Origin of the sequence: Sphingomonas segetis, from assembly GCF_009720245.1 — a bacterium.
In the GTDB taxonomy this organism is placed as follows: domain Bacteria; phylum Pseudomonadota; class Alphaproteobacteria; order Sphingomonadales; family Sphingomonadaceae; genus Sphingomicrobium; species Sphingomicrobium segetis.
This window is the reverse complement of record NZ_WJSQ01000002.1, coordinates 1-16936: the sequence shown is the minus strand read 5'-3', so window position 1 is coordinate 16936 and position 16936 is coordinate 1. Positions and strand designations below refer to the sequence as shown.

Annotated in this window: 17 protein-coding genes and 2 tRNA genes; 4 read left to right on the top strand and 15 right to left on the bottom strand. The window is 65.9% G+C overall.

The genetic code is table 11. From position 1 onward, the window contains the following. The first annotated feature begins 144 nt into the window (after positions 1 to 144). Together ald and GH737_RS00325 are read left to right on the top strand one after the other, a co-directional pair. Positions 145 to 1251, top strand: coding sequence for an alanine dehydrogenase (gene ald / locus GH737_RS00330; protein ID WP_155262871.1), 1107 nt, complete (start codon positions 145 to 147; stop codon positions 1249 to 1251). 42 nt (positions 1252 to 1293) lie between these two features. Further along, positions 1294 to 2703 carry a S41 family peptidase gene (locus GH737_RS00325; protein WP_196232893.1) on the top strand — a complete coding sequence of 470 codons (1410 nt, stop codon included), beginning with the start codon at positions 1294 to 1296 and terminating at the stop codon, positions 2701 to 2703. Here GH737_RS00325 and GH737_RS00320 read toward each other — a convergent pair. The 9 genes from GH737_RS00320 to GH737_RS00280 all read right to left on the bottom strand — a co-directional run bounded on the left by GH737_RS00320 (position 2639) and on the right by GH737_RS00280 (position 8648). Continuing rightward, complete coding sequence (locus tag GH737_RS00320) at positions 2639 to 3328, bottom strand: tetratricopeptide repeat protein (RefSeq protein WP_196232892.1); 690 nt, start codon at positions 3326 to 3328, stop codon at positions 2639 to 2641. The two genes, GH737_RS00325 and GH737_RS00320, sit on opposite strands and share 65 nt — an antisense overlap. Then, positions 3289 to 3675: a cytochrome c-type biogenesis protein gene (locus tag GH737_RS00315; RefSeq protein WP_230558541.1), complete on the bottom strand. Its 387-nt coding sequence runs from the start codon at positions 3673 to 3675 to the stop codon at positions 3289 to 3291. Before GH737_RS00315 ends, GH737_RS00320 begins: the two co-directional genes overlap by 40 nt. A 71-nt stretch (positions 3676 to 3746) precedes the next feature. Then, the gene (locus GH737_RS00310) at positions 3747 to 4274 is read right to left on the bottom strand and encodes a redoxin family protein (RefSeq protein ID WP_155262867.1); all 528 of its coding nucleotides are present in this window, start codon (positions 4272 to 4274) and stop codon (positions 3747 to 3749) included. Further along, positions 4271 to 6205, bottom strand: a complete 1935-nt coding sequence (locus tag GH737_RS00305; RefSeq protein WP_155262866.1) for a heme lyase CcmF/NrfE family subunit — start codon at positions 6203 to 6205, stop codon at positions 4271 to 4273. The genes GH737_RS00310 and GH737_RS00305 overlap by 4 nt, the downstream gene beginning before the upstream one ends. Then, positions 6202 to 6642, bottom strand: coding sequence for a cytochrome c maturation protein CcmE (ccmE, locus tag GH737_RS00300; protein ID WP_155262865.1), 441 nt, complete (start codon positions 6640 to 6642; stop codon positions 6202 to 6204). Before ccmE ends, GH737_RS00305 begins: the two co-directional genes overlap by 4 nt. Then, complete coding sequence (locus tag GH737_RS00295) at positions 6639 to 6767, bottom strand: heme exporter protein CcmD (protein ID WP_155262864.1); 129 nt, start codon at positions 6765 to 6767, stop codon at positions 6639 to 6641. Before GH737_RS00295 ends, ccmE begins: the two co-directional genes overlap by 4 nt. Next, the gene (gene ccmC, locus GH737_RS00290; RefSeq protein ID WP_155262863.1) at positions 6764 to 7480 is read right to left on the bottom strand and encodes a heme ABC transporter permease CcmC; all 717 of its coding nucleotides are present in this window, start codon (positions 7478 to 7480) and stop codon (positions 6764 to 6766) included. Before ccmC ends, GH737_RS00295 begins: the two co-directional genes overlap by 4 nt. An 11-nt stretch (positions 7481 to 7491) precedes the next feature. Further along, positions 7492 to 8541, bottom strand: a complete 1050-nt coding sequence (locus tag GH737_RS00285) for a Glu/Leu/Phe/Val family dehydrogenase (protein ID WP_155262862.1) — start codon at positions 8539 to 8541, stop codon at positions 7492 to 7494. Positions 8542 to 8571: 30 nt separating this feature from the next. Beyond that, positions 8572 to 8648, bottom strand: a tRNA-His gene (locus tag GH737_RS00280). A gap of 189 nt (positions 8649 to 8837) precedes the next feature. On the opposite strand from GH737_RS00280, the gene GH737_RS00275 reads away from it, so the two are divergent. After that, positions 8838 to 9548 carry a Crp/Fnr family transcriptional regulator gene (locus GH737_RS00275; RefSeq protein WP_196232891.1) on the top strand — a complete coding sequence of 237 codons (711 nt, stop codon included), beginning with the start codon at positions 8838 to 8840 and terminating at the stop codon, positions 9546 to 9548. On the opposite strand, the gene GH737_RS00270 is transcribed toward GH737_RS00275, so the two are convergent. From GH737_RS00270 to lon, 6 genes are all read right to left on the bottom strand, one after another. Beyond that, on the bottom strand, positions 9545 to 10954 hold the full coding sequence (locus GH737_RS00270) for an alpha,alpha-trehalose-phosphate synthase (UDP-forming) (RefSeq protein WP_155262896.1): 1410 nt from the start codon (positions 10952 to 10954) through the stop codon (positions 9545 to 9547). The genes GH737_RS00275 and GH737_RS00270 overlap by 4 nt on opposite strands. Next, entirely contained in the window at positions 10951 to 12732 is a 1782-nt protein-coding gene (locus GH737_RS00265; protein WP_155262860.1) for a glycoside hydrolase family 15 protein, read from the bottom strand. Before GH737_RS00265 ends, GH737_RS00270 begins: the two co-directional genes overlap by 4 nt. After that, a complete protein-coding gene (gene otsB, locus GH737_RS00260) occupies positions 12729 to 13487 on the bottom strand; it encodes a trehalose-phosphatase (protein ID WP_155262859.1) in 759 nt (252 codons plus the stop codon). Before otsB ends, GH737_RS00265 begins: the two co-directional genes overlap by 4 nt. A gap of 27 nt (positions 13488 to 13514) precedes the next feature. Next, positions 13515 to 13589 (bottom strand) — tRNA-Val (locus GH737_RS00255). A gap of 56 nt (positions 13590 to 13645) precedes the next feature. Beyond that, positions 13646 to 13936 carry an HU family DNA-binding protein gene (locus GH737_RS00250; protein ID WP_275401935.1) on the bottom strand — a complete coding sequence of 97 codons (291 nt, stop codon included), beginning with the start codon at positions 13934 to 13936 and terminating at the stop codon, positions 13646 to 13648. A gap of 78 nt (positions 13937 to 14014) precedes the next feature. Continuing rightward, positions 14015 to 16414, bottom strand: coding sequence for an endopeptidase La (lon, locus tag GH737_RS00245; RefSeq protein ID WP_155262857.1), 2400 nt, complete (start codon positions 16412 to 16414; stop codon positions 14015 to 14017). 94 nt (positions 16415 to 16508) lie between these two features. On the opposite strand from lon, the gene GH737_RS00240 reads away from it, so the two are divergent. Further along, positions 16509 to 16724, top strand: coding sequence for a hypothetical protein (locus GH737_RS00240; RefSeq protein WP_155262856.1), 216 nt, complete (start codon positions 16509 to 16511; stop codon positions 16722 to 16724). Positions 16725 to 16936: the final 212 nt, after the last annotated feature.

The following is a 16936-nucleotide window of genomic DNA, read 5'->3' as shown; positions in this document are numbered from 1 at the left end:
TCGCATCCCGGCGGCCGCGAGCGAGATCATCTCTCGCGGAGGCGCCCCACTAGCACTGCCGTTCCGGCCCCGCAATCGCAGGGGACAGAGGCGAAAAGCCGGTCTATAGGCCCGCGCAACCATCTAGCTGGAGCGAACGAATAAATGCGCATCGGGGTGCCAAAGGAGATCAAGGTTCACGAGTATCGCGTTGGGCTGACGCCGGCTTCGGTCGCCGAGCTCGTCGCCCACGGGCACGAGTTGTTCGTGGAGGCTGGCGCGGGTCAAGGAATCGACTGCCCGGACAAGGCTTATGAAAAGGCCGGCGCGACCATCCTGCCGGATGCGAAGTCTGTGTTCGACTCCGCCGACATGATCGTGAAGGTCAAGGAGCCGCAGCCGCAGGAAATCGCGATGCTCCGGCCCGGCCAGATCCTGTTTACTTACCTCCACCTTGCAGCGGACAAGGAGCAGGCGCTCGGCCTCTTGAAGTCCGGCGCGATCTGCATCGCTTATGAAACCGTGACCTCGAAGACCGGCTCGCTTCCGCTGCTCAAACCGATGAGCGAGGTGGCGGGCCGGATGTCGGTCCAGGTCGGCGCCCATTATCTCGAGAAGGAGCAAGGCGGTCGCGGCGTGCTGCTCGGCGGCGTTCCTGGAGTCGCGCCGGCCAAGGTCGCGATCCTCGGCGGCGGCGTGTCTGGGGTCAATGCGGCGCAGATGGCGACCGGCATGCGCGCCGACGTGACGATCTACGACATCAACAACGACCGCCTTGCCGAGCTCGACATGTTCTTCTCGAGCCAGATCAAGACGGCCTACGCGTCACGTGCGGCGATCGCCAGCGCGGTCAAAGAAGCCGAGCTGGTGATCGGCGCCGTGCTCGTTCCCGGCGCCGCTGCGCCCAAGCTCGTCACCCGCGAGATGCTGAAGACGATGAAGCGGGGAAGCGTGCTCGTCGACATTGCGATCGACCAAGGCGGTTGCTTCGAGACCAGCCACGCGACGACCCACGCCGACCCAGTCTACGAGGTCGACGGCATCATCCATTATTGCGTGGCAAACATGCCCGGAGCGGTCGCGCGCACCAGCGCCTTCGCGCTCAACAATGCGACCCTTCCGTTCGCGCTGAAGATCGCCAGCCTCGGCGCAGAGGAAGCGATGCGGCAGGATCCCCATCTGGCAAACGGCCTCAACGTGTCGGACGGTAAAATCCGCCACTTGGCCGTCGCCGAGGCGCTCGACCTCTCCTTCGAGCCGGTTGCCGCCTGATCGATGAGGCTGTGGGGGGCTCTGGCTGCGGTTGCGGCGGCCATGTCTTTCGCTGGGCCGGCATGCGCCGAGCCTTTCGACCGGGCGGCATGGCTCGCCGACCTCGAGCAGGCGCGGCAGGCGTTCCACGAGAAATATGCCAACCTCGATTGGCTCGAGGGCGAGCGCGAGGTCGGCGTCGACAAGCTTTTCGCCGATCTGGCCAAACGGATGGGCCGCGCGCAGAACGATGCGCAGGCCATGGCGGTGTTCAACCGGCTCGCCCGCAAAACCGGTGACGGTCACGTCGTGATCGAGTGGCCGGAACCGACGGCCGCAGCGACGACTTCGAGTGGCGGAGCGCCGTCGGCGAGTTTCGACCTGTGCGGCAGCATCGGCTACGACCAGCGCCAGAATGAGCCGGGCACAGCGCAGGCGTTGCCCGGGTACGCCGAACTCGCATCCACCGGCAGCCCGTTCCACGCAGGCACATTGACCGTCGGGGACATCAGGGTCGGGGTCGTCCGCATCGGCATCTTCCAGCCGCAGGGCTATCCCGAGCTGTGCCGCGCGGCCGTTCACGAACTGGCGATTCCGGCCGACAAACCTTGCGATGACGAGTGCCAGAACAGGATCGTCACCTTCGCCTACCGGGATCTGACCGTGACGCTCGAGCAGCGGCTGCAGGAGCTCGCGGCAGCTGGCGCAACCACCCTGCTAGTCGACCTCACGAACAATGGTGGCGGGTCCGAATGGGCGGAAGCGGCGGCGCGGATGTTCTCGTCGCGGAAGCTCGTCTCCGAGCGCCGGGGCTTCGTTCGCGGCGAGCATTGGGCGAAGCAGTGGCGTGATCTCGGCGGGCAGCTCCGTGAATTCGCCAAGGACGCACCAGCCGCCGACAAGCAGCGGCTGCTGCGGTGGGCCGCCGAAGCCGATGCGGCGCTGAGACAGGCGCAAGCGCCCTGCCCTGCGACCTCGCCGGCCTGCCCGCGGACCGCCACTGCGGGTTTCTCCGTGGGGCTCGTGGGTTCCGCCCCGGCGGGTGCGTTCGACGGGAAGGAATGGGGCGTGCTCGTCTTCAACCCCGCTCAATTCCCCTACCACGACGGAGTGTGGAATGGACCTCTGATCGTCCTGACCGACCAGGAGACATGGTCGGCGGCGGAAGAATTCGCGGCCGTGCTCCAAGACAATCGCGCGGCAGTCGTCATGGGTGCCCGCACCGGCGGCGCGGGCTGCGGCTACACCTGGGGCGGCACGCCGACGACGCTGAAGAACAGCGGCGCCGTTCTGAAACTGCCCGACTGCGTCCGCTTCCGGGCCGACGGTTCGAATGAGGTACGCGGAATCCTGCCCGACGTTCCGGTCCCCCTTCGCGCCGACGACGGACTCGCGTTGCGGGCGCGGCTTATCGCGGAGAAGCTTCCGGAGGCGATTGCGCACGCTCGCGCGCTCCAGGCGCAGGCGCGCTGAGCGCCGCGACGCCTTGCTCCACCAGCGGTCGCCAGGCTGCTTCGGGCGGTGCCTTTGCGAGAATCTCTTTCCATTGCCTGACTGCGCCTTCGCGATCCCCGGAGCGGGCGAGCGCAAGGCCGTAGAAGAACGGAGCAGCGGGATGGCCGGGCGCCGCCTGTTCGGCGCGGCGAAAGGCGAGCTCCGCGGCAGGAGTCAGCCCGCGCGCATGATCCACCAGCGCGTTGCCGAGGCCGATCCACAGCTCCGGATCGCCGGGATAGCGTTTGACCGCATTCTCGAGGATTCCGACCGAATCCGCGCTGTTTCCGGCGCGTGCCAGTGCCTCCGACATGCGCAGCCATGATTCGGCCGCAGTGAAGCTCCCGAAGAATGCGTGGCGCGCCTCGGTGAGCGGCAGGAAGTTGCGCCCCTCGCTTGTCTCGGCGGGTGCGCCCGGCAGGTCGGGGCTGCCCTGGAGCGCGTAGCCGGCGCCGCCAAGCAGCAACGCCGCCGCGCTTGCAGTGAGCCCCGGTCCCCGAACGCCGAGCAGCCGGATGCCACCAATACTTGCGCCAATCAGCACAAGGAGGATGAGCCAGCCCATCAGCGGCCCTTCAACCGAATGCGCCGGCGGATCAGCCACGCTCCCGCGAGCAGCAGCGCAATGGGCGCCAGCCACAGCGGCCAGGCCGCTGGCTCCGCGGTCGGCTTGTAACTGATCCAGCTTCCGTAGCGGTCGATCAGCCAGGCGCGGATCGCGCTCGGCTTTTCGCCAGCCGCGATGCGCCGCCGCACGAGATCGCGCATGTCGCCGGCAAGCTCCGCGTCGGAGTCGGCAATCGACTGGCCCTGGCAGACGAGGCACCGGATCTGCTCCATCAGCGCCTGCGCCTGCGCTTCCTGCCTCGCGTCGGGCAGTTGGCGGTTCGACCAGTAGGATGGCGGCAGATTGCTGTCGGCGAGTACTGGCGAACACAAGATCATCGTCATTCCCGCGAAAGCGGGAACCCATCTTTTCATTTTGCTGGGTCCCCGCTTTCGCGGGGATGACGAATGAACGCTCACCGCGCCTGCTCCAGCTTCGCCAGGATCATCGGTACGTCGCTGTGTTCGATCGCACCGATGTGCTGGTAGCGGATCACGCCTTTGCCATCGACCACGAAGCTTTCGGGAACTCCGGACGAGCCCAGCGAAATCTGGACCTGGCTCCGCTCGTCACTTCCGATCCGCTCATAAGGGTCGCCGTTCAGCGCGAGAAATTCGGCGAGATCTTCCGGCCGGTCGCGCACTGCAATGCCGTCGATCCGGACGCCCCTTTCCCTGAGCGCCTCGAGCACCTTCACCTCGGTGACGCACGGCACGCACCAGCTCGCGAAGATGTTGACGAGGTGCGGTTGCCCGGACGCAAGATCTGCCGACGACAGCGCCGGCTTGCCGGGCAGTGCTTCGCCGAGGTCGAAACCGGGCACTGCCTTGCCTTCGAGCGTCGAATGGACGTTGGTGTCCGCCGGGGTCGCGAGCCGCCACACCAGCGCGGCGATGATGAGGAGCAGAAGCGCCAAAGGCGCGAAGCGGACGGCGCGGGTCATGCGTAGCGTTCCGTTCGCCATTCGGCCGCCCTCGACCGGCGCCGGAACAGCATCCAAATCCGGCCGAAAAGCGCGAGCGCCCCGCCCAGAGCGATCAGCCCACCGCCGGCCCATATCAGGGTTACGAACGGTTTCCACCACAGCCGCAGCTGCCACGCGCCGGAAACGTCCTGCCTGCCCACCACGGTGTAGAGCTGGCCGTTCCAGAAGCTCGCGATCGCGGATTCATTGGTTTCCATTGGCGGGTCGGAGAAATAGCGCATCTGCGGCGCCAGCGTGACAATGCCGGAGCCGCGCGTCGCGCGCAGTTGCGCCTGGATCGCTGTCCAGTTCTTCCCAGCGGCCGGCGTGACACTTTCGAGCTGCACCTGCCACGGGCCGACAGACAGCACGTCACCGGGGTTCGCGATCGCAAGCCTCTCGGTCGTGAAGGCGGAATTGGCGGCCATGCCGGTCAGCGCCACTGCAATTCCGAAATGCGCGACAACCATCCCCCACGTCGCAAGCGGCGCGCGCAACGGGTTGCGGCCGATCAGCGGGAGGATGCTCGCGGCGGCGAGATATGCTGCGACCGCGAACCCGAGGCGCGGCAGAATATGGATTTGCGGCGCAAGGATGATCGTGATCGCGAGCGCGGTGGCGCCGAGCAGCGCCGGCACGGTCAGCTTTTTGAGCACCGGCCGCCGCTCGCGGCGCCAGGCGAGCAGTGGGCCAACGCCGACCAGCGCCGCAAGGAGTAGCGCGAGCGGCCCCGCGACGGCGTTGAAATAGGGCGTCCCGACGGACATTTTCTCGCCGCTGACCGCCTCGGCGAACAAGGGGTAAAGCGTGCCGACGAACACGACGCCGAGGATGACCGTCAGGAAAAGGTTGTTGATCACCAATCCGCTCTCGCGGCTCACCAGCTCGAACGGCGCGCCTTCCTTGAGGTTTGCCCCGCGCACCGCGAAAAGAACGAACGCCGCTCCGACGTAGATGGCAAGCAATGCCAGCAGGAAGGTCCCGCGCTCCGGGTCGATGGCGAAAGCGTGAACCGAGGTCAGGATGCCCGAGCGGACGAGGAAGGTTCCGACCATCGACATGGAGAAGGCGATGACGGCGAGCATCATCGTCCACGCCTTGAGTGCGCCTCGCGCCGCGAGCACGTTGATCGAGTGAAGCAGCGCGGTCGCCGCGAGCCACGGCATCAACGACGCATTTTCGACCGGATCCCAGAACCAGTAGCCGCCCCAGCCGAGCTCGTAATAGGCCCAGTAGCTTCCGGCGGTGATGCCGAGCGTCAGCAGCAGCCATGCGCCGAGCACCCACGGGCGCATCGCCCGCCCAAGGCGGGAATCCACCTCGCCGGTGAGCAATGCGCCGACGGCGAGGCTGAAGGCAACCGATAGGCCGACATAGCCGAGGTAAAGCGTCGGCGGGTGGAACGCGAGGCCGGGGTCCTGGAGCAAGGGGTTGAGCCCTTGCCCGTCCGGCGGCGGAGGCCACAGCCGGGCGAACGGGTTCGAGGCGAACAGCAGGAATGCATAGAAGCCGAGCGCCAGGAGAGCCTGCGCGCCGAGGGCGGCGAGAAGCGTGCGCTCCCCCGTCCGATGCGCGAGGACTGCGAGGAACGCGCCGGCGACGGCGAGGATCGTCACCCACATCAGCATCGAGCCTTCGTGGTTTCCCCATGCGCCGGCGACCTTGTAGATGAAGGGTTTGACGACGCTGCTGTTCTCGAACACCAGCGCGACCGACATGTCGCTGCGCGCGAACACGACCAGCAGCATGACGAAGGCAACGAGCGTCAGCACGCCCTGGACGAGGGCGATCGAGCGCATCGCGCGCGCGACCTCGGCGCCGCTGCGCAGTGCAAGGATCATCAGCAGGAACTGAAGCGCCGCGAGACCGGCGGCGAGCCACAGCGCCGCAAGGCCCGTCTCGGCGATCATTTCTCGAGCGTCTGGCCGGCCTTGTGCTCGGCGGCGAGATTGCCGAGCTGGGGCGGCATGTAGCGCTCGTCGTGCTTAGCGAGGATCGTGTCGGCGACGAACGTGCCATTCTCGAGCCGCCCTTCCGCGACGGCTCCCGTGCCCTCGCGGAACAGGTCCGGGACGATCCCGCGATAGACGACCGGCGTCCGCGCCTTGCCGTCGGTGACGACGAAGCGGATCGTGACGCCATCCGGTAGGTGTTTGATGGAGCCCTCCTCGACCATTCCACCGAGCCGCATCGCCTGTCCGGCCGGCGCCTGACCGCCCGCGATGTCCGCCGGCGTGTAGAAATAGGAAGCACGGTCGCGTAGTCCCCACATGGCGAGCAGCACCGCGGCAAGCACCGCCGCGATCGCTGCCGCCACGAGCACGAGGCGCTGGTTCTTCGGCTTCATTTGCGGGTGATCGCGTCGGCGGCCGCTTCCGCCCGCCGCATGGATGCGAACGACCATAGCAGCAAGGCGGCCGTCAGGAGGATTGCCACCGCATAAGCCGCAACGACGAAGGGCCACGGGTTCATGCGGTGCCCATCCGCCGCATCCGCGCCTCGACCTTGGTTTCGGCAAGCTCGGCGCGCATCCGCATCAGCACTGCCGCGCCGAACAGGCAGGTGAAGCCGACCATCGTCAACGGCAGCGGCCACAGGATGCTGTTATCGATGCTCGAGCCGCTCAGGCCGATGCTCTGCCCTTGATGAAGCGTACGCCACCACAGCACCGAATAGTGGATGATCGGCAGGTTGATCGCGCCGACGAGGCCATAGATTGCGGCAATGCGCCCCTCACCGCCGCGCTCGCGCTCGGCCGAGCCAAGCGCGATATAGCCGAGGTAGAGGAAGAACAGCACAAGCATCGAAGTCAGGCGGCCGTCCCATTCCCACCAGGTTCCCCAGGTCGGGCGGCCCCAGATCGAGCCGGTGACCAGGCAGATGGCGGCGAAGGTTGCGCCGGCGGGCGCGGCGGCTCTTCCCGCGACAGCCGCAAGCGGATGGCGCCACACGAGCTGGCTGACCGACGCCGCGGCAATACCCGCCCATCCGGCCATACCGAGCCATGCCGATGGGACGTGGATGTAGAGGATGCGCACGGTCTCGCCCTGGAGATAATCGGGCGGCGTGAGCGTCAGGCCCGCGACCATGCCGCCAATCGCCAGCGCGAGGCCGACGAGCAGCAGCCAGCTGGTCGCCGGTCGGGCGATGCGCAGGAAGCGAGCGGGATTTGCCAGAGCGTGCACGTCGGTGCGGCTTATGCCCTTCCGATCAGCCTTTGCGCCATAGCGTCGGCAACCGAGGCCGGATCCGTGCCCGTTTCCGAGCCTTCGGCCCAGATCTGCTCGAGCCGCCGCGGGATGCCTTCGATGCGGTGACGCACGAGGCTGGCATCGCCGTCGCCGAGATACTCCGTGCAGACGTTGATGATGCCGCCGGCATTGATGACATAATCCGGTGCATAGAGGATCTGGCGCGCGAGCAGCCGCTCGCCGTCTTCGGGGGTAGCGAGCTGGTTGTTCGCCGCGCCCGCGACCACGGGAACCTTCAGATCGGGGATCGTGCTTTCGTCGAGGATCGCGCCGAGCGCGCACGGGCTGAGGACGTCGGCCTCGATGCTAAGGATTTCCTCGGGCGACACCACCTTGCCCCCTGCCCTGTCAGCGAGCTTCTTCGCCTTGGCGTGATCGATGTCGGCGATCGACAGCCTCGCGCCCTCCGCGCAGGCGTGCAGCGCGACTCCCGTCGCGACGCTTCCGGCGCCCTGCAGCGCGATATGGAGGCCGTTCAGACTGTCTTTGCCGAGTGCCCATTTGACCGCGGCCTTGATGCCGAGGAACACGCCGAGCGCGGTGTGCGGGCCCGGGTCGCCACCGACGTCTCCCGCGGAATTCGGCAGTCCCGCCACGAACCCGGTCGAACGCGCGACCTCGATCATGTCGGTCACGCTCATGCCGACGTCTTCAGCCGTGATGTAGCGCCCGCCGAGCTTGTCCACTTCCTTGCCGAATGCGTGGAGCAGCTCGGGTGACTTGGTCCGCTCTTCGTCCGCCAAGATCACCGACTTGCCGCCGCCGAGCGGCAGTCCGGCCATCGCATTCTTGTAGCTCATCCCGCGCGACAGCCTCAGCGCATCGACCAGCGCTTCCTCGTCCTTGGCATAGTGCCAGAAGCGCGCCCCGCCCGCGGCCGGGCCGAGATGGGTCGAATGGACGGCGATGATCGCCTTCAAACCGGACTTGTGGTCGGTGAAGAAGTGAACCGCTTCGTGGTCGTCGAAGTCCGGCAGGCCCCATGGCGTGGTCATTGGAATGCGCTAACTCTGCATTGCGAGGAATGGGGCGATCGAGGGGACTTGAACCCCCGACCCCTGGTACCACAAACCAGTGCTCTAACCAGCTGAGCTACGATCGCCACGGTGCGTATCGGGAGCGGCTCCCTTGCCCCGCGCGGGGCACTTAGGAGGCGGGGCGAAGGAACGCAAGGCGCGCACGCGCGCCGCAGTTCCATGCAAACTTTTGATAAATGCATGTTATATAATTCTTCATGTATGCCTTGCGTCTCCCTCTAACCAGGCGCATCGTTGCACGGGGAGAGGCCGCTATGGCGAGTCGGCGATTCAAGTCGGCAACGCAGGGGGTGTCCCTGCGCGAGACGCTGATCTCAGCGGGCCTCGAGCCCTATCTCGCCGATCTTCTCGACGAGATGTCGCATCGTGTCCTGCAGGTTGAGCCTCGCCGGCCGTTTCGCGAACCGGGCGCCGCGCGCGACGAAGTCATGTTCGTCCGCTCCGGGATCCTCTCCAAGTTCAAAAGCGATTCCTCCGGCCGCCGGCAGATCGTCGCGTTGCGCTTCCCCGGCGAGGGAATCCTTCCGAGCGGCGGCATCGCCGAATATGGCATCCAGGCCATCGTCCGAAGCGAAGTGATGGTCGGACGGGCCGAAGACTTCGACCCCATCGTTGACGCGCATCCGGAGCTGCATCGCTTCTTCCGGCGCCTCATCCAGCGCAACGAAGCTATCGGCTACGAATGGCTGGTCAATTGCGGAAGGCGGGACTCGACCGCGCGCGTCGCCCATCTGCTGTGCGAGACCGCGGTGCGGATGCACGTCAAGGATGCGCACATGCTCAACCCCTTCACACAGCAGCAGATCGCCGACATCACCGGTCAGACCTCGGTCAACGTCAATCGCGTGCTTGCCGACATGGAGCGCCAGGGGCTGATCAGGCGGAAAGGCCGCGAGATCGAATTCAGCGACTGGACCGAAATCCGTCGCGTCGCGAGCTTCCAGCCCGATTATCTGGCGATTTAGGCGCTTTCGCTCGAGACTTGCTCGGCGGTGCGCAGCGGCGGCGCCATCAGCGCATCGGTGAAGCGCGTGCGCCACCAGTGCACGTCCTCGCGATCGACATTCGCCTTCATTGTTCGCCAGCGCGAAATACGCTCCTCCTTCGGCATCCTCAGTGCTGCGCGGATCGCGTCGGCGATTTCCTCGGCGCTGTGGGGGTTGACCAGCAGGGCGTCGGTCAGCTGCTCGGCGGCGCCCGCGAAGCGCGAGAGGATCAGCACGCCGGGATCGCCCGGTTCCTGCGCCGCCACGAACTCCTTGGCGACAAGGTTCATGCCATCGCGAAGGGGGGTCACGAGCGCGATCTTCGCCGCGCGGAATACGCCCGCGAGCTCTTCCCGCCGGTAGTTCCGGTTGACGTAGCGGATCGGCACCCAGTCGAGATCGGCATGCTCGCCGTTGATGCGGCCCGACAATCCCTCGAGAGTCTCCCGGATGCGCCGGTACGATTCGACAGTGCCACGCGACGTCGGCGCAATCTGCAGCAGGAAGACGAGCTTCCGCTCCTCGGGGCTCTCGGTCAGAAAGCGCTCGTAGCCGCGAAAGCGCTCTTCCACGCCCTTGCTGTAGTCGAGCCTGTCGACGCCGACGATCATCACCCGCTTGTCCGCGCTTTCGCGCATGCGCGCCGCGGTTTCGATCGCGACCGGTCCATCGGCGAGCGCTTCGAAGTGTGCGGCGTCGATCCCGATCGGGCAGCTGATCAGCCGGACCTCGGCTCCATCGGCGTGAGCGACGCCGTCCACGAGCTGGATTCCGAGCTCCTCCTCGGCATAGGTGCAAAAGGATTTCAGCCATTCCTCGGTCTGGAACCCGATGACGTCGTACGCAAACATCGATCGGACCAGCTCCTGCGCCTCCGGAAGCGTCGCAAGCAGACGGGGGGGCGGCCACGGAATGTGAAGGAAGAAGCCGATCCGATTGCGGCAGCCCCTGCGGCGCAACTCGCGACCCAGCGGGATCATATGATAATCCTGAACCCAGATCGCGTCGTCGGGCTCGATCAGCGGACGCACCGTTTCCGCGAAGCGGACGTTAGCGCGTTGGTAGCCCCCGGCAAAGTCACGCTCGAATTCCGCAAGATCGATCCGGTAGTGAAATAGCGGCCACAAAGTGCGATTCGCGTAGCCGTTATAATATTCATCGATGTCCTGGTCTTCGAGATCGACCGTGCCCGTCGTAACGCCGTCGACACGGTTGAAATCGATGTGTCCCGAAAAGCGGTCGGTCCGCTTGCCCGACCAGCCGAACCATAGTCCGCCGGATTCGCGCAGGGCCGCGGTAAGGGCCATGGCGAGCCCGCCGCTGGCCTTCGACAGCTCGCCGCTGGCGACGGACACCCGGTTCGAAATGGCGATCAGACGACTCACCGGATCGAGCTCCACGGTCTGCTCAGCAGGGCGGCACAATTAATCATTCCGACAAGCGAATAGGTTTGCGGATAGTTTCCCCACAGTTCTCCCGTGACCGGGTCAATGTCTTCCGAAAGCAACCCCGAAGCGGTGCGGCGATCGAGCATCTCTTCGAAGAGGGAACGCGCGTCCGCAGTGCGCCCGACCGCCTGCAGAGCCTCGATCAGCCAGAACGTGCACACGTTGAACGCGGTTTGTGGCATCCCGAAGTCATCCTCGGTCGCGTATCTGAGCATGTGCGACCCACGCCGAAGGCTCCGTTCCAGCTCGCGCAGCGTGCCTTGGAAGCGCTCGTCATCCGGCCTGAGGAAGCGCAGGTCGAGCAGCTGCAGCAAGCTGGCGTCGAGCACGTCCCCTTCGAAGGTCGCGGACAGCGTCCCTGCCTCGCTTCGCCACGCCGCTTGCTCGATGTTCGCACGGATTTTGGCGGCGCGCTCGTTCCAGAATTGCGCACGATCCGTCACGCCGAGGGAGTCAGCGGCATTGCCTAGACGATCGCAGGCGGCCCAGCACATGGCCGCCGAATATGTATGCACCGCCTGTCTCGTCCGCAGCTCCCACAAGCCGGCGTCGGGCTTGTCATGGACCTGCCATGCGAGCTCCCCGACCCTTTCGAGCGATTTGAAGTCCTCGATGCCCGACGGACGCAGCAGCCGCTGATCGAAGAACGCCTGCACGCTCGACAGCACGATCTGGCCGTAGGCATCGTGCTGGACCTGCTCATAAGCCTGGTTGCCGACCCGCACGGGTCCGAGTCCGCGATAGCCTGGAAGCAGCGGCGCGATACGCTCCTCGAGCCGCGCCTCGCCGGCAACGCCGTAGAGGGGCTGGACCCGCCCTCCCCTCGCGCCATCGACGATGTTGCCGAGGAAGCCGAGATAGGATTCGAGGACGTCGAGCGCGCCGAGGCGATTCAGTGCCTGAACTGTGTAATAAGCGTCGCGAATCCAGCAGAAGCGGTAGTCCCAATTGCGTTCGGAACCGTCATGCTCGGGGATCGAGGTGGTCAGCGCCGCGACGATCGCGCCCGTCTCTTCATGCTGGCACAGCTTGAGCGTGATGGCGGAGCGGATGACCGCCTCCTGCCATTCGAGTGGAATGGCGAGGCCGCGGACCCATTCGCGCCATTCGGAGATGGTCCGCTGCAGCATGTTCTCGACCGACTCGTGAAGGTCGCCCTCGAAGCTCTCGTCGGGGCCCAGGAAGAAATAGAGCGGCTGCTCGACCCGGAATTCGCGCGCTTCGCTTACATAGCTGACCGGCGCGTTGGTCGTGAGGCGCATCGGCAGCGCCGTGAACTCGAACCGAAGGTGGTTCGATCCGCCGGGCACGGGCCGGGTCGGGGAGCCCCAGTCTGAAGTCGCATTCAGTGTCACTGCAACGCGCGGGCTGCCGGCAAGCGGACGCACGATCCTGACGAATGCCACCGGCCGGTACGGCCGCCCGTTGCGGCAGAAGCGCGGACAGAAGTCGATGATTTCGACGGCGTTGCCGGCGCTGTCGCGTTGGACCGTCCGAAGCACCGGGGTATTGCGCAAATAGGCCTGCTCGATCTCCGCGCAGTCCTGCAGCTCGATCGACCAGCAGCCACGCTCCGCATTGCCGCCGCCAAGCAAGGACGAGAAGATTGGATCGCCGTCGACCCGCGGCACGCACGCCCAGACGAAGCGCCCGGAGCGATCGACAAGCGCGCTCACCTGGCAATTGCCGATCGGCCAGAGGTCGAGCGAGGTCATGCGCTCTCGCGTGCCTCATCGAGCCACGCGAGTGTCTCGGCGACAGACCCTATGCGATAAGTTGCCGAAGTCGGGCGCGGATCGCCGACGAGGACCCCGGCGCCACCCAAAGCCCGCGCAGCGACGAAAGCCGGCTCGTCCGTCAGGTCGTCGCCGAGGAACAGCGGCCGCGACCCGAGGAACGGCGGCTCGCTCGCGATCCTGCGTAAGGCGTCGCCCTTGTCGGAGCCGCCGGGCCGCAGCTCGAACACCATCTTCCCCGGCTGGATTACGAGTCCCGACACGCGCGCGGCCTCCGCAATTGCAGTGCGGCATGCCTCTTCCGCAGACGGTGCCCCGCGGAAGTGAAGCGCCACGCCGAGCGGCTTCGCTTCGACCAGCACACCCGGGTGCTTTCGCTCCAGCGTCCGCAGGCGTTGAATGACCGCGTCGAGAGCCTCGGGGCGTTCGCCCTCGCTCGTCACCCGTCCGCCGGTACGCGTTTCGAGGCCATGATGGCCGCCAATCGTCAGGCGAACGGACCCGATCAGATTCTCGACCTCCGCCGAATGGCGCCCGGTCAATATTGCGACCCTGCCATCTAGCCGGTCGGACAGGCGTTCAAGGAGCCTGCGTAGCTCGCTGCTGACGACAATTTCGTCAGGAGTCGGCGCGATCTCCACGAGCGTGCCGTCGAAATCGAGGAACAGGCCTGCGCCGCGCAACAGGTCGCGCGGCGGCCGCTCCCCCGGAGCGGTGGTTGGGTCCACAGTCATGGTTTGAGGGGGTCAGGTAGCGGGGCATGGTGGGCGCGGCAAGGATTGAACTTGCGACCCCACCCGTGTGAAGGGTGTGCTCTACCGCTGAGCTACGCGCCCACGCCCTGGCTGAAGTGCGGCGGATATAATGCCCGGATTTCGCCTGTCCACCCAGGCTATTGAACTGCGTCCTTGAGGACCTTGCCGGGCCTGAACTTGGGCTGGGAGCTTGCCGCGATCTGCATCGGCTCGCCGGTCCGGGGATTGCGGCCCGTGGATGCCTTGCGGCGAGTGACCGAGAAATTGCCGAACCCGACCAGGCGGACTTCGTCGCCGCGCTTGAGCGTTGACGTGATGACTTCCAGCATCGTCTCGACGGCACGCGCGGCCTCGTTGCGGTTGAGCCCCGCGCGGTCCGCGACATGGCCGATGAGTTCCTGCTTGTTCATGCCCCGGCTCTCCCTCACGGCCCGCGAGACTCGCGCACGAGGCGCACCTGCCTTTAAGGCAAGAGTCTCCGCTCCTGTCCAGTAGCTGTCTGAACCCTAGTGGCGAACAGGAGCACCGGCGTCCCCAATCGGCGGGTGCACCGGCGGTTCGGCAGCATGCTCGTCGGCGTCGGTCCATTCGATAGGCTGCAGCGGCTCGACCAGCGCGCGCGCAAGCACCTGGTCGACATGATCGACCGGCACAATTTCGAGCGCCTCCGTCACCGTCGACGGCAGCTCGACCAGGTCCTTTTCGTTCTCTGCCGGGATCAGCACGGTCGTGATCCCGCCGCGAATCGCCGCAAGCAGCTTCTCCTTGAGGCCGCCGATCGGAAGCACCCTGCCGCGCAGCGTCACCTCGCCCGTCATCGCCACGTCGCGGCGAACCGCAATGCCGCTCAGCGTCGAGATCATCGCCGTCACCATGCCGATGCCCGCTGACGGCCCGTCCTTGGGCACCGCCCCTTCGGGCAAATGGACGTGGATGTCCTTGCGTGCGAAAATCGATGGCTTGACGCCAAAGGCGGGGGCGCGCGCTTTGACGAAGCTCATCGCCGCCTGGATCGATTCCTGCATCACTTCGCCGAGCTTGCCGGTCGTCTTGATCTGGCCCTTGCCCGGCACTGTGACCGCTTCGATCGTCAGCAGCTCGCCGCCGACCTCGGTCCAGGCGAGGCCGGTGACGGCGCCGATCTGGTCCTCCTCCTCGCCCATGCCGTAGCGGAACTTCCGGACCCCCAGGAAATCGCCGAGGTTTTCGGGCGTAAGCTCGATCTTTTCGGCCTTTTTCTCGAGGATTTGGCGAAGCGACTTGCGCGCGACCTTGGCCAGCTCGCGCTCGAGCGTGCGCACGCCCGCTTCGCGCGTGTAATGCTGGATGATCTTGCGCAGCGCCTCGTCGGTGAAGACCAGTTCCTCCGCCTTGAGGCCGTGGGCTTCCATCTGCTTGGGGATCAGGTGGCGCTTGGCGATCTGCACCTTCTCGTCCTCGGTGTAGCCCTCCAGGCGGATGATCTCCATCCGGTCGAGCAAGGGCTGCGGCATGTCGAGCGAGTTCGCGGTGGTCACGAACATCACATCGCTGAGGTCGTAGTCGAGCTCGAGATAATGGTCCTGAAAACGGCTGTTCTGCTCCGGGTCCAGCACTTCGAGAAGCGCCGAGCTCGGGTCGCCGCGGAAGTCCTGGCCGAGCTTGTCGATCTCGTCGAGCAGGAACAACGGGTTCGACGTGCCCGCCTTCTTGATGTTCGAGATGATCTTGCCGGGGAGCGAGCCGATGTAGGTTCGCCGGTGGCCGCGGATTTCCGCTTCGTCGCGCACGCCGCCCAGTGACTGGCGCACGAACTCGCGGCCGGTCGCCCGCGCGATCGACCGCCCGAGCGAGGTCTTGCCGACGCCCGGGGGCCCGACGAGGCACAGGATCGGCCCCTTGAGCTTGTTGGTACGCGCCTGGACCGCGAGATATTCGACGATCCGGTCCTTGACCTTCTCCAGCCCATAATGGTCTTCATCGAGGACGCTTTGAGCCTCGGCGATGTCCTTCTTGAGCTTCGATTTCTTGCCCCATGGCAGTGCCAGGAGCACGTCGAGGTAGTTGCGCGCGACCGTCGCTTCGGCCGACATCGGCGCCATCGCGCGAAGCTTCTTGAGCTCCGCGGTGGCGCGAGTTTTCGCCTCCTTGGACAGACGCGTCTTGCGGATTTTCTCGGCGAGTTCGGCGAGCTCGTCGCCGCCCTCCTCGCCTTCGTTGCCGAGCTCGCGCTGGATCGCCTTCAGCTGCTCGTTGAGATAATATTCGCGCTGCGTCTTTTCCATCTGGCGCTTGACGCGGCTGCGGATCTTCTTCTCGACCTGGAGCACGCCGAGCTCGCCTTCCATGAAGGCGAAAACCATCTCGAGACGACGCGACGGATTGAGCTCCCCGAGAAGCGCCTGCTTGTCTGCGACCTTGATCGACAGATTCGACGCCACTGCGTCGGCGAGCACCGAGGGATCCTCGATCTCCGACAGCTGGATGCCGGTTTCCGGCGGTAGCCGTTTGTTGAGCTTGGCGTAATTCTCGAACTGGTCGATGACCGAGCGCATCAGCGCCTGGGCTTCGGGCCCGTCGGCGGCATCCTCGTCGACCTCCTCGATCTCCGCGGCCATGTAGCCGTCGCGCTCCACGAGATCGACGAGACGCGCCCGTTTCACGCCTTCGACGAGAACGCGCACCGTGCCGTCCGGCAGCTTGAGCAGCTGCATCGCCGTCGCGATCACACCGAGGTCGTACATCGCGTCGCGATCGGGGTCGTCCTCGCCCGGATCGAGCTGGGCGACGAGGAATAGCTCCTTGTCGGCGGCCATTGCCGCCTCGAGCGCCGCGACCGACTTTTCGCGGCCGACGAACAGAGGGACGATTCGATGCGGGAAGACGACGATATCGCGAAGCGGAAGGATCGGGAGAAAGCGAGTCATGGGCGAGTATATGGGCGGCCCCGCTCACCGGCGCAACAAAGGTCCGGAACATCGGTCCCCCAACAAACGCTCTATGCCGCGCAAGGAGGCGGCAATGGCCGAGGACAGGGAAAAGATCAGCACCGGGCCGAACGACAGGCCCATTAACGAGACGATTGCGGGCACCGGCCCAGGTATCGCCGACGACAGCCTCGCGCCTGGCGAAACCGAAATCCCTGACGCGCCTAACGACGAGCAGGTCGAGGAAACGGCCGAAGAAATGGGCGCGCCGACAGCGGAAAAGGACACACTTCCGCTGGAAGGTGAATGAATCGCGCCTGTTGGAAGGCGGCGATTCTGTAATCGTTCAGTTTCAACGACTACAGTGGCGATATGAACCTTCGCCATTCGCTACTCGCGCTCAGCGCACTTGGCCTCTCCGCCGGCGCTTCGGCGCAATATTGGTATCCGCCGGCGCCAATGCCGCCTGCCCCGATGCCGCCGCCGCCGCGCCCGCCCATGGCAGCACCGCCGCGCGCCGCC